Raw genomic sequence first — 11,916 nt, forward strand, 5'->3', positions numbered from 1 at the left:
GGGCGGGTCAGCGCCGACGGCGCAGGATGCGGTTGCCGAGCCGCGTGATCGGGTCGTATGCGGTGTCGACGACCCTTTCCTTGAGCGGTATGATGGCGTTGTCGGTGATCGAGATGTGCTCCGGGCAGACTTCTGTGCAGCATTTCGTGATGTTGCAGTACCCGATGTCGGCCTGTCCGCGCAGCAGATCTCGCCGATCATGTGTGTCCAACGGGTGCATTTCCAGTTCGGCGTACCGGATCATCAACCGTGGGCCGGCGAAGACGGGCTTGTTCTCCTCATGATCGCGGATGACATGGCAGACCGTCTGGCACAGGAAGCACTCGATGCACGTGCGGAACTCCTGGACGCGGTCGACGTCGGACTGCTTCATCCGGTGGTGCCCGTCGTCCCCTGCCGGTGCTCCCGGGGCGAACGCCGGCACCTGCGCGGCCTTCTCGTAGTTGTACGAGACGTCGGTGACCAGATCCCGGATCACCGGGAACGTCCGCAGCGGCGTCACCGTGACGGTGTCCGTGGGCGCGAACAGGTTCAGCCGGGTCATGCATGTCAGCCGGGGGCGGCCGTTCACCTCGGCGCTGCACGACCCGCACTTGCCGGCCTTGCAGTTCCAGCGGACGGCCAGATCGGGCGCCTGCGTCTGCTGGAGCCGGTGCAGCGCGTCCAGGACGACCATGCCCTCTTCGACACCGACCGTGTAGTCCTGGAGATCACCACTGTCGGCATCGCCCCGCCACACCCGCAGCGAAAGATCGTAGGCTGCCATCAGGAGCCCTTCCCACCGGCCGGTGCGCCCCGATCCGCCCGGGATTCCGCGCCGGCATCCTCGAACAATGCGGCCAGCTCCGGTGGCATCGCGGGCAGGGGCTCGGTGGTGAGCACGAGCCGCCCGTCGCGCAGCCGGAGCACGTGGTTCAGCGTCGCGAACGCCGGGTCCGCGGACGGGTAGTCGTCGCGGGTGTGCCCGCCGCGGCTTTCCCGGCGGGCCAGCGCGGCCGTGGTGATGCACTCCGCGACGGTGAGCAGCGATCCCAGGTCGAGGGCGAGATGCCAGCCCGGGTTGTACTGGCGGTGCCCGACGACCGCGACGTGCCGCGCGCGGGAGCGTAGCGTCTCGATCTCCTTGAGCGCCCGGACCAGCTCGGACTCGGTCCGGATGATCCCGACCAGGCGTTGCATCACGTCCTGGAGGTCGTTCTGGAGCTGGTAGGGGTTTTCCGGCGGATGGGACGGCGAGACGCTGGTCCTGGCGCTGTCCCTGGCGGAGGTGGTGCCCCTGGCGGAGCTGGCGGTGCCCTCGGCGGAGGCGGTGCCGGCCTGCACGGAGCCCGGGGTGAGGGCCGCCGCGAAGGGCGCGAGGGCCGCCGCGGCCGTCGCGTCGATCTGCGCGTCGTCGGCCACGGCCCGCTTGCGCGCCGGTAGCGACTGGGCGTAACGGGCCGCGTGCAGTCCTGCCCGCCGTCCGAAGACCAGCAGGTCGGACAGGGAGTTGCCGCCGAGCCGGTTGGAGCCGTGCATGCCGGCGGCGCACTCGCCCGCGGCGAACAGCCCAGGCACGGTCGCCGCGGCGGTCGACGGGTCGACCTTGATGCCACCCATGACGTAGTGGCAGGTCGGGCCGACCTCCATCGGCTCCCGGGTGATGTCGACGTCGGCGAGTTCGGTGAACTGGTGGTACATCGACGGCAGCCGGCGGCGGATGTACTCCGGGTCGCGGCGCGAGGCGATGTCGAGATGGACCCCGCCGTGCGGTGAGCCGCGGCCGGCCTTGATCTCGGCGTTGATGGCCCGCGCCACCTCGTCGCGGGGGAGCAGTTCCGGCGGCCGGCGGGCGGTCTTCTTGTCCGTGTACCAGCGGTCGGCCTCCTCCTCGGAGTCGGCGGTCTCGGCGGCGAAGACCGGTGGGATGTAGTCGAACATGAAGCGGCGCCCCTCGGAGTTGAGCAGCACGCCACCGTCGCCCCGGACACCTTCGGTGACGAGGATTCCCTTCACCGAAGGTGGCCAGACCATCCCGGTGGGATGGAACTGGACGAACTCCATGTCCATCAGCGCGGCCCCGGCCCACAGCGCGAGCGCGTGGCCGTCGCCGGTGTACTCCCACGAGTTCGACGTCACCTGGTAGGACTTGCCGATCCCCCCGGTGGCGAGCACCATTGCGGGCGCGTCGAAACGCACGAAGGTGCCGGACTCGCGCCAGTACGCGAAGGCGCCGGCGATCCGCCCGGCCACGCGCGCCGAGCCGCGTTCGCGCGCCGGGGCGGGCGCCGGGGCGGACAGTGCGTCGGGTTCGCCCGACGCCCGCCCGGCGCCCGGCGTATCCGCTGCCCCCGGCACGGTCAGCAGGCGTAACACCGTGCACTCCATGAAGACGTCGATCCTCTTGCTGATCAGCCGGTTCTGCAGGGTGCGGATCAGCTCGAGGCCGGTACGGTCCCCGACGTGCGCGAGCCGGGCGAAACGGTGACCGCCGAAGTCGCGCTGGAGGATCCGGCCGTCCGGCGTCCGGTCGAAGACCGCGCCCCATTCCTCCAGTTCCCAGACCCGTGCCGGGGCCTCCTCGGCGTGGATCCGGGCCATCTGCCACTGGTTGAGCATCTTCCCGCCGCGCATCGTGTCGCGGAAGTGCGTCTGCCAGTTGTCCTCGGGCCAGACATTGCCCATCGCGGCCGCGATACCACCCTCGGCCATCACGGTGTGGGCCTTGCCGAGCAGGCTCTTGCAGACGACGGCGACCCGGGCACCCTGCTCATGCGCTTCCAGCGCGGCCCGCAGGCCCGCTCCGCCCGCGCCGATCACGACGACGTCGTATGTGTGTCTTTCCGATGTGCTCATGGTTTATGTGGTCACCACCGCACGTTGTTCGCGGGATGCCTGGTTCACCAGGTGTCCGGCCGGCAGGTGTCCGGCCTGCGATGTACGTCTGATCCGTGCATGTCCGATCCGTGGGATGTACCCAGCCCGGTGGGGCGTCCGGTTCATGGGATTCATGGGATTCATGGGACGCCGGATCCGCGCCGGTCCTGGCACCGGCGGGATCCGGGCGGGTGCGCGGTGGCGACACCTCGGAGCGCCCGGCACCTCAGGCCACCCAGTGGTAGTCGTGCAGATGCCCTGCCGCGACCAGCCAGATGTAGAGGTCGGTTATCATGATCCACAGCAGGCTCGCCCAGGCCCACACCATGTGCCGCCGGTTGAGCGCCGACACCGCCTGCCACATCTGTCGGCGTATCGGATGCGCCGACAGCGTCCGCAGCCCGCCCCCGCACAGATGCCGGAAGGAATGGCAGGAAAAGGTGTAAAGACCCAGTAGGACCACGTTGACCATGAGCATGCCGGTACCGACCCCGACGCCGAAATGACCGTCGAAACCGAACGCCCCGACGGCCTCGTAGGCGAGCAGGCCGATGAACAGTACGCCGAAATAGAGGAAATAGCGGTGTACGTTCTGCATGATCAGCGGCAGCCGGGTCTCGCCGCTGTATTTCCGCCGGGCGTCCGGCACCGCGCAGGCCGGTGGCGCCCACCAGAACGACCGGTAGTACGCCTTCCGGTAGTAATAGCAGGTAAGTCGGAAACCGAGTGGAAAAATCAGGATCGGTATGGCGGGCGAGATCCAGGGAAGATCGCCGAAGAATCCGGAGCCGAGCGCGTCGCGCGGGCAGGAATCGGTCAGGCAGGGTGAATAGAACGGTGACAGGTACGGGTCGGCGTAGTAGGCGGCGTTCCGGAAGGCCGCCCACGTGCCATAGCCGACGAAGCCGGTGAGGACCGCCACTGTGACGGCGGGCGCCACCCACCAGTGGTCCTGCCGCAGGCTCGCCCGGGCCGCGCCGCCGCGGCCGGCGGCCATGCCGGCGGGTCCCTGACCGTCGGCACGGGTGTGCGTCTGCGTTGCCATAGCACTCCCCGCCCTTGTGAGGCCTCCGGAGCCGCGCAAGAGGAGCCATGGTCGCGTGGCCGTCGGTCTGCCGGCCCTACTGGGCCTTTCGGCCTGCCGGCCACCCGCCGTCAGCCGTTGGAGGCGCGATCAGGGTAACCCGAGTCGCTCGTGATCGCGCCTCCAGTGGTTACTTTCCGTGGTGGTGGTCGTGTCGTCGGTCGATACCGGCGTCAAGCTGTGGTCCGTGCTCCGGATCGCCGTCGCGGCGTCACACCCGGGCGCGTCGCCGCCGCGACGACACGGCGCGATACCGCTGCCAGCCGCCGGCGACGCCCTCGTCGTCGCATTCTGGCTGGAATTCCGACTCACCGTGGCGGGCCGGTACGAACACCGGCTCGGGGGATTCGCAGGTAGTGTCCGTCGGCGGTTTGTCGGAACTGTCGATTTCCGTCGGAATGGCAGTTTCGGCGGCCAGGTCGTCAATGTCCTCCATGACCCGGCGGACGTCCGCCGCCAGTCGGTCGGCAGCCCTTGAGTTCGGTGCCTGAATGCGCAGGCGCTGGATATGGCGTTGTGCTTCCTGAACCGCTGTGGTTACGGCAGAAAGCTCCCCCCGCAGGCTTGTCGACTGCACGATTCGCCACCTCCGTGGTACTCCGGTCACCGGTCGACGGTGGCCTGGACGGGTGTCCGTGTCCGTGGGAAACCACCGTGCCGGTCATGTGCATGAAATATTGCGTTCACATAGCAGTATGATCCGGATGATGGCGAACCGGCCAGCGGGACGGACTTTTTTCCCGTCTCGAAGTGCCTGAAGTCGGTCGCGGCCCCGTCAGCCCACGGCCTGGCTGGTCGTGGGCTAAGGTTGATCGGCCAGTGCCTGCCGCGCCACTGTGCCGACCGCAACCGCACTGACTGCCTCGGTACCGGCTGCCTCGGTACCGGCTGCCTCGGTACCGGCAGCCACGGCGCTGACAGCCACGGCGCTGACAGCCACGGCGCTGACAGCCTCGGCCACGGCCGGCATCACGCGCTCGTCGAAGACGCTCGGCACGATGTGGAGCGGGTTGATCTCGTCCTCGCGCAGCACCGCCGCCAGCGCGTGGGCCGCGGCAAGGAGCATGTCCTCGGTGATGTCACGGGCCCGGGAGTCCAGCAGCCCCCGGAAGACGCCGGGAAAGGCCAGCACGTTGTTGATCTGGTTCGGCTCGTCCGAGCGGCCGGTCGCGACGACCGTCGCGTACAGCCGGGCGTCCGCGGGGTCGACCTCGGGGTCCGGGTTGGCCAGCGCGAAGACGATCGCGTCGTCGGCCATGGTCGCGATGTCCGCGCCGGTGAGGATGCCCGGCGCGGACACGCCGATGAACACGTCGGCGCCGATCAGGGCGTCCCGCAGCGTCCCGATGATCCTGCCCGGGTTGGTGTGCGTGCAGATCCACCGGCCGTTGTCGTCCAGGTCGTCGCGGGCCGGCGAGATGATCCCACCGATGTCGGACGCGATCACGCTGCCGCCCGCGCGGCCCGCGCCGGCTCGCAGCAGCAGACGCAGGATGGCCGTGCCCGCCGCGCCCGCCCCGCTGGTGACGATCCGTACGGAGCCCAGCGACCTGCCGACGATCCGCAGCGCGTTGGTGAGGGCGGCGAGAACGACGATCGCGGTGCCGTGCTGGTCGTCGTGGAAGACCGGTATGTCGAGCAGGCCGCGCAGCCGCCGTTCGATCTCGAAGCAGCGGGGCGCGGCGATGTCCTCGAGGTTGATGCCGCCGAAGACGGGCGCGAGCAGCGTCACCGTGCGCACGATCTCGTCGACGTCCTGGGTGTCGAGGCAGATCGGCCACGCGTCGATGTCCGCGAACCGTTTGAACAGCGCGGCCTTGCCCTCCATCACCGGGATCGCGGCGGTGGGGCCGATGTTGCCCAGGCCGAGCACGGCCGAGCCGTCCGAGACCACCGCGACGCTGTTGCGCTTGACCGTCAGCCGCCGGGCGTCGTCGGGCCGGTCGGCGATGGCCAGGCACACCCGGGCGACACCGGGGGTGTAGGCCATGGACAGGTCGTCGCGGGTCCGTAGCGCGACCTTGCTCGCGACTTCGATCTTCCCGCCGAGGTGCAGCAGGAACACCCGGTCGCTGACCCGCCGGACGACGAAGTCCGGCATGTGGCGCAGGGTCTCGGCGATGGCCTGTGCCTGCTCGCCGTCGACGCACAGGCAGGTCATGTCCAGCACGAGCCGGCCCGCGTGTGACTCCGCGACGTCGAGGGCGGTGACCACCGCGCCCAGTTTGCCGACGGCGGTGGTGATCTCACCGACGGTCTGTGACGATGCGGGTACGTCAAGGCGCACCGTTATCGAGAACGAAACGCTGGGGACGGCCACGAACGTGCTCCATCTGTCGTTCGAGCGACAACGTGGGCAGGTGCCCGCATCGATGCTCGCAGCCGCGGTCCCGAATCCGGCGTAGGCCAGGGCGTGGCAGCAAAGATCACAGGGAGTGGGGACGGCGGGAGCGGGGATATCCGGGGTGGGACGCCGGCCTTGCCCGGCCCGCGCAGGACGCGCCCGGCCCGGGACAGGATGCGCCGACCGGGCCGGGATACGCCGACCGGGTCGGAACACGATGGCCAGGACGCTGTGCGGTCAGGACCTGTGCGGTCAAAACGCGTCTTTGGAAACCAAAGGGAAAGTTTCCGGGCGATCTGGCGCTGGCCGGGACAGTTGGCGCTGGCAGGCGCCCGGGCAGCAGGTGATCAGCCGGTGGCCGACAACGTGCCGCCCGCCCGCCGGAACTGGTGGCCCCGGCGGGCGGCAGAAGAGCACCGCTTCCGTCCGGTCGGCCGTCGCCTGCCGCCGCCGCAGGCCGGTGGCAGGCAGGTCGGACAGGCGGACGTGGACAGCGGGCGGAAGCGTGGGGAGTTCCGGCCAGGACAGTCAGGACGTCGCGGGGCGGAAGCCGGACTCGGTGCTCTGCCCGGATGCCGTGGCGCCGCCGGCCTGCTCGCTCCGGCCGTTCTTCTCGCCGGCCTCGAGCACGGGGACGTGCCGGCTCGACGTCGCGGACACCTTCGACAGGCGTAGCTGCAGCACCCCGTCCGCGAGCCGGGCCTCGGAGCTTTCCGCGTTGACGTCCCCGGGCAGCCGTACGGCGTACTCGTACCGGCCGGTGCGGCGCGCCTGCTGGCGCATCACTCCGCTGCGCTCCCGCTCGGTGATCTCGGCGGCGATGGTGACCTCGTTCCCCCGGACGTCGATGTTGACGGCCGGTGCGGGCACACCGGGCAGGTCCGCGTCGATGAGGTAGGAGTCCTCGGTCTCCTCCACGTCGACCGCCGGCGCCCAGGAACGCCGCTCCCTGGCCGTCAGCTCCGGGAACGAGACGTCGAGCAGCCGTCCCATCCTCTCGTAGAGGTCGCCGAACTCGGCGAACGGGTCCCACCCGCGTCGGGCGAGGGGGCCCGGACGGCTGAGCACAGACGGAACGGTCATGGTCGATCACTCCTTCGCGGTTGTTCCTGGCGACTCACTGCTGGCGATGGGCCCGACGCGACCGGTGACAGGCAGTGGGACGCCGGCACGCGATGCCGATATGCCGGCTGGTGCGCCTCCCGGGGTGGACACCACCCCATACGGCTCCTTTCCGTTACCCGGGCAGGCAAACGGCGCCGGCGGCGGGATCCCGGCCCGGGAACCGGACGCCGCCGGACGCGGACCGGATGCCGCCGACGGAACGGGGCTGCCGGCGGAGCCGGGCTGGGTCAGAACACCGCTGTGCCGTGGACGGGTGACGACGCCCGGGCATGGTGGCGGCGTGGGATGCGCCCGGCCCGCGCGGCGAACCGTCCCGCGGTGACGCCGGCCGCCATCGCCGCCGCCATCAGGGCGGGATCCTGGGCGCGGGTCACCGCCGACGCCAGCAGGACGGCGTCACAGCCGAGTTCCATGGCCAGCGCCGCGTCGGAGGCGGTGCCGATCCCGGCGTCCAGGACGACCGGGACCTCCGCCTCGGCGACGATCAGCTCGATGTTGTGGGTGTTGCGGATACCGAGCCCGGTCCCGATGGGCGCGCCCAGCGGCATCACGGCCGCGCAGCCGATCTGCTGCAGGCGTCGGGCGAGCACCGGGTCGTCGTTGGTGTAGGGCAGGACGGTGAACCCCTCGGCGACCAGGCGTTCCGCCGCGTCGAGGAGTTCGACGGGGTCCGGCAGCAGGGTCTGCTCGTCCGCGATCACCTCGAGTTTCACCCAGTTCGTCTCCAGCGCCTCCCGGGCGAGCTCGGCGGTGAGAACGGCCTCGTGGGACGTGCGGCAGCCGGCGGTGTTGGGCAGCACCCGCACGCCGCAGCGGGCGAGCATGTCCAGCATGGAGCCCGGGGTGGTGGTGTCCACCCGGCGCATGGACACCGTGCACACGTCCGTGCCGGAAGCCCTGATCGCCGCTTCCATGACGGCGAGGCTCGGCGCGCCGCCGGTGCCCAGGATCAGCCGGGAGCCGAGCTCCTCACCGGCGATCGTGAACGCGTCGTCGGCCATGTCAGCCTCCCTGGGTGGCGGTCAGGATCTCCACGTGCTGGCCGGCGCGCAGCTCCAGGCTCTCCCACCGGCTGCGGGGGGCGACGACGCCGTCGACCGCGGCGGCGCTCCCGCGGCCGTTGGCGGAAACACTCATCATGATCATGAGTTGGTGCAGTGTGATCCCGGCCGGCACCTGCATGGCCTTGCCGTTCACGGTGAGAGTCATCTGACGTCCTCCCTGGTCGACCGGTTCTCGACGGCCTGGTCCCCGGCGTGGTCGACGGCATGGTCGAACCGGGCCGGGGTGAAGGCAGCGACCTCGTCGGGCAGGGCACCGTCCGCCAGCAGGCCGGCGATGGCGTCCGCCGTCACCGGGGTGAGCAGCACACCGTTGCGATAGTGGCCCACGGCGAGCAGCAGCCCGGGTAGTCGGGATGGGCCGATCAGCGGCGCATTGTCCGGTGAGGCGGGCCGCAGGCCGGTGCTGACCTCCTCCAACTCCGCCTCGCCCACCCCCGGGACGAGGGCCTGGGCGTCCCGGAGCAGCTCGTACACGGCGCCCGCGCGGGGCCGCAGGTCGAAGCCGGCCTCCTCGCTGCTGGCCCCCACCACGATCCGGCCGTCGGCGCGGGGCACCAGGTACACCGGGTGGCCGCGCACCGTGCCCCGCAGCACACAGGTCAGCAGCGGCGGCCCGACGGTACGCAGCCGCAGTGTCTGGCCCTTGACCGGGCGGACCGCCGGCAGCACCCCGGACGGCAGCCCGTCGATCTGGCCCGACCACGCTCCGCAGGCGAGGACGACCACCGGCGCGGTCAGCTCGGTGCCGTTGGCCAGCTCCAGCCCGACGACCCGGTCGCCGCGCAGCAGCCACCGCCGCGCGGCGGTGGGAAGCAGCGTCACCCCCTCGGCCGCGCAGGCCCGCAGCAGCGCGCCGTGCAGGAGCCGGTTGTCGATCTGGTGATCGTCGGGTGCCGACAGCGCGCCGGCCAGGCCGCTCGCCGACGCCGGGACGCGGGCGCGCAGCTCGCGCCGGGTCAGCAGCTCGGTGCGCAGGCCCAGCGAGCGCGCGAAGCCGTGGATGTCGCGCAGACCGGCCATGTCCGCGCTGTCCCAGGCCGCGACCAGCGTCCCGCAGCGCAGGTAGCCGACCTCGGTGCCGCTGCTGCGCTCCAGCTCCGCGACAAACGTGGGGTAGCGCTGTGCCGACGCCATGTTCAGCGCGAGCAGGGGCTGCTCGCCGTAGTGGAGCTCGCTGAGGGGGGCGAGCATGCCCGCGGCCGTCCAACTGGCGCCCGATCCCGGCGCGGGATCGACGACGGTGACGGTCAGTCCGCGCAGACGCGCACGCCACGCCACGCCGAGCCCGATCACACCGGCGCCGGCGACGATGACGTCCGGCCGGGACCCCGGCGCACCCCGGTCGCGGGCCCCGGCTGCGCGTGCCGGCGCGACGGCTGCGCCTGGCGGCATGATGGCTGCCGGCATGAGCCTCCTTATACACTTGGGGTGTCGTTGTCCTCACCGATACCGCTCACCCGATACTGTCAGCCTCAATCGCAAGTTTGGCCTGTCCCGCAGCGGTGGGCAGCGGAAAGACATCCCGTCGATGGGTGAGGCGCCTGTCATGGGCTGAATCATTATGATCGGATTTATCGTGGTGGTACCGGGCGCGGCGGTACCGAACAAGGAGATACCGGATATCGTGGTACTGCCTGACGGCGCTCCGCATTTAGCCTGTGCCCGACGAGCCTGTGCCCGACGGCTGCCGGTGGACGGGGGCGTTGGCCCACGCGGCCGGCGATCCACCGCAGGCGGCCTGGCCGGGGAGACGGCCCGTCCGGCCCGTCCGGCCCGTCCGGCCCGTCCGCTGCCGGCGGTGGCCGGCGGGTATCTGACATGATCGACGGTTACGGGCTGCTGGAGCCGATCGGCTACGGTGGGTTCAGCACGGTCTACCTGGGCCGACAGGAGATTTTCGACCGCCGGGTCGCGGTCAAGGTGATGAACGCCGTCCTCGCCGACCCGGACGCGAAGCGGCGGTTCCTGCGTGAATGCCGGGTGACCGGGCGCCTGACCGGCCATCCGAACATCATCTCGGTTTTCGACGCTGGGACGACCCGGGACGGGCGTCCCTACATCGCGATGGAGTATGTCTCGGGCGGGTCGCTGGCCGACCGGCTGGCCGACGCCGGGCGGCTGGACGCCGACGAGGTGCTGCGCGTCGGTGCGCAGGTGGCCGACGCCCTCGTGACCGCCCACCGCCACGGCGTCCTGCACCGCGATCTCAAACCGGCGAACATCATGATCCGCGAGTCCGGGACCGCCGTGCTCAGCGACTTCGGTATCGCCGTGGTCGAGAACGCGGCGGAGAACACGACCGCGTCGGTGGCGTTCACGCCCCGCTACGCGTCGCCCGAGGTGCTCCAGGGTGGGGAGCACAGCGTTGCCTCCGACATCTTCGGGTTCGGCGCCACCCTCTTCACGCTGCTGGCCGGACAGCCACCGTTCACCGGCCGGATGCCGACGCAGCTGCTGCGGGAGATGCTGGCCGGGCCGCCACCGGCGCTGCCCGACGAACTGGCCGACAACGTCCCCGACGAGCTGGTCGCGCTGGTGCGTCGGACCCTCGCCGCCGCGCCGGACCAGCGTCCCGCCACCGCCGCGGGTGTGCTAGCGGAACTGCGCGCGATAGAGGCCGCTCGCGGCGGCCAGGTCGGCGCGCCCGTCTCCGCGGACGATCCGAAGAAGACGTCGACGGTCACCGGCCGGCTCGCGGATCCCGTTCCCCGGCTGCCGCGGCCCGCCGCACCGCCTGGCGGGACGAGCACGGCACCGACCCTGCCACCACGCCCAGGCGCGGGTCACGTCGCCGGTGGGAACGTGCCACCGGTCGGGCCGGCAGCCGACATCCCCAAGCCGCCCACCGTGGATCCGGCTGCTGTAGACCCGTCCACCACAGATCCGGCCGCCGCGGGCCGTGTCTCCCCGGCACCCGCCGCCACGGGCGCGGCCGGCGGCCCTGCCAGCGTGGACTCTGCCTCTGCCGGCGTGGCTGGCTCCGCTTCTTCGCAGCTCGCCGCGGCAGCGGTCGTGGCCCCGACGCCGGCCGAGCCGGCGTCCGCCACGTCGGCGGTCGTCCCGGAACCCGTCGTCCAGGAGCCCGTCGCCCCAGAATCGGTCATCTCGGAGCAGGTTGTCCCGGGCTCCGCCGAGCCGGTGGCGGTCACGGCGGCGGCTGGCACCGCCGAGCCCGTCGTGCCGGCCGCCGCCGGGCCGGGGAAGCGCCGCCGTGTGCTGGGCGTGCTGGTACCGGTGACAGGCGGCTTCGCGGTGGCGGCACTGCTGCTGTTGCTGTTACCGGGGGTCGGGCTGCGTTCCCCAGCCCCGAGGGTGACCATCTCGGCGGCCCCGCCGTCCGCGCCGGGCGGTGCCACCCCCACCGCGTCCGCTGCCGCCTCGGCTGCCCCGGCCGTGTCGGCTTCCCCCGCGGGGACGCCCGCCGCGGGGGAAGCCGACACGGC

General features: G+C 71.3%; 10 protein-coding genes. 1 reads left to right on the plus strand and 9 read right to left on the minus strand.

Translation table 11 applies throughout. The annotated features are described in order from the left end of the window. Window positions 1-7: 7 nt before the first annotated feature. The 9 genes from CM1CMNOD_RS06450 to thiO all read right to left on the minus strand — a co-directional run bounded on the left by CM1CMNOD_RS06450 (window position 8) and on the right by thiO (window position 9,880). Entirely contained in the window at window positions 8-766 is a 759-nt protein-coding gene (locus tag CM1CMNOD_RS06450; RefSeq protein WP_013872864.1) for a succinate dehydrogenase/fumarate reductase iron-sulfur subunit, read from the minus strand. After that, window positions 766-2,835 (minus strand): fumarate reductase/succinate dehydrogenase flavoprotein subunit, encoded by a 2,070-nt coding sequence (locus CM1CMNOD_RS06455; RefSeq protein ID WP_013872865.1) that lies wholly within the window; start codon window positions 2,833-2,835, stop codon window positions 766-768. The genes CM1CMNOD_RS06450 and CM1CMNOD_RS06455 overlap by 1 nt, the downstream gene beginning before the upstream one ends. Before the next feature lie 247 nt (window positions 2,836-3,082). After that, window positions 3,083-3,901, minus strand: coding sequence for a hypothetical protein (locus tag CM1CMNOD_RS06460; protein ID WP_013872866.1), 819 nt, complete (start codon window positions 3,899-3,901; stop codon window positions 3,083-3,085). 250 nt (window positions 3,902-4,151) lie between these two features. Then, the gene (locus CM1CMNOD_RS06465; RefSeq protein ID WP_013872867.1) at window positions 4,152-4,517 is read right to left on the minus strand and encodes a hypothetical protein; all 366 of its coding nucleotides are present in this window, start codon (window positions 4,515-4,517) and stop codon (window positions 4,152-4,154) included. A 225-nt stretch (window positions 4,518-4,742) separates the two neighbouring features. After that, a complete protein-coding gene (locus CM1CMNOD_RS06470; protein ID WP_131773897.1) occupies window positions 4,743-6,260 on the minus strand; it encodes an NAD-dependent malic enzyme in 1,518 nt (505 codons plus the stop codon). Window positions 6,261-6,812: 552 nt separating this feature from the next. Next, complete coding sequence (locus CM1CMNOD_RS06475; RefSeq protein ID WP_013872869.1) at window positions 6,813-7,367, minus strand: Hsp20/alpha crystallin family protein; 555 nt, start codon at window positions 7,365-7,367, stop codon at window positions 6,813-6,815. 269 nt (window positions 7,368-7,636) lie between these two features. Continuing rightward, a complete protein-coding gene (locus CM1CMNOD_RS06480; RefSeq protein WP_013872870.1) occupies window positions 7,637-8,410 on the minus strand; it encodes a thiazole synthase in 774 nt (257 codons plus the stop codon). A gap of 1 nt (window position 8,411) precedes the next feature. Next, window positions 8,412-8,618, minus strand: a complete 207-nt coding sequence (gene thiS, locus CM1CMNOD_RS06485; RefSeq protein ID WP_013872871.1) for a sulfur carrier protein ThiS — start codon at window positions 8,616-8,618, stop codon at window positions 8,412-8,414. Further along, window positions 8,615-9,880: a glycine oxidase ThiO gene (gene thiO / locus CM1CMNOD_RS06490; protein WP_013872872.1), complete on the minus strand. Its 1,266-nt coding sequence runs from the start codon at window positions 9,878-9,880 to the stop codon at window positions 8,615-8,617. Before thiO ends, thiS begins: the two co-directional genes overlap by 4 nt. 411 nt (window positions 9,881-10,291) lie before the next feature. Between thiO and CM1CMNOD_RS06495 the strand changes: the two genes are divergently transcribed. Continuing rightward, a partial coding sequence (locus CM1CMNOD_RS06495) for a serine/threonine-protein kinase (protein WP_131773898.1) occupies window positions 10,292-11,916 on the plus strand: 1,625 nt, incomplete at its 3' end.

It is taken from the genome of Protofrankia symbiont of Coriaria myrtifolia (assembly GCF_900634755.1).
GTDB classification, from domain to species: Bacteria; Actinomycetota; Actinomycetes; order Frankiales; family Frankiaceae; genus Protofrankia; species Protofrankia coriariae.

Excerpts from the sequence above, each read along its gene's own strand:
- CM1CMNOD_RS06450 (WP_013872864.1), bottom strand. The coding sequence starts at position 766 with ATGGCAGCCTACGATCTTTCGCTGCGGGTGTGGCGGGGCGATGCCGAC.
- CM1CMNOD_RS06455 (WP_013872865.1), bottom strand. The coding sequence starts at position 2,835 with ATGAGCACATCGGAAAGACACACATACGACGTCGTCGTGATCGGCGCG.
- CM1CMNOD_RS06460 (WP_013872866.1), bottom strand. The coding sequence starts at position 3,901 with ATGGCAACGCAGACGCACACCCGTGCCGACGGTCAGGGACCCGCCGGC.
- CM1CMNOD_RS06475 (WP_013872869.1), bottom strand. The coding sequence starts at position 7,367 with ATGACCGTTCCGTCTGTGCTCAGCCGTCCGGGCCCCCTCGCCCGACGC.
- CM1CMNOD_RS06480 (WP_013872870.1), bottom strand. The coding sequence starts at position 8,410 with ATGGCCGACGACGCGTTCACGATCGCCGGTGAGGAGCTCGGCTCCCGG.
- thiS (WP_013872871.1), bottom strand. The coding sequence starts at position 8,618 with ATGACTCTCACCGTGAACGGCAAGGCCATGCAGGTGCCGGCCGGGATC.
- thiO (WP_013872872.1), bottom strand. The coding sequence starts at position 9,880 with ATGCCGGCAGCCATCATGCCGCCAGGCGCAGCCGTCGCGCCGGCACGC.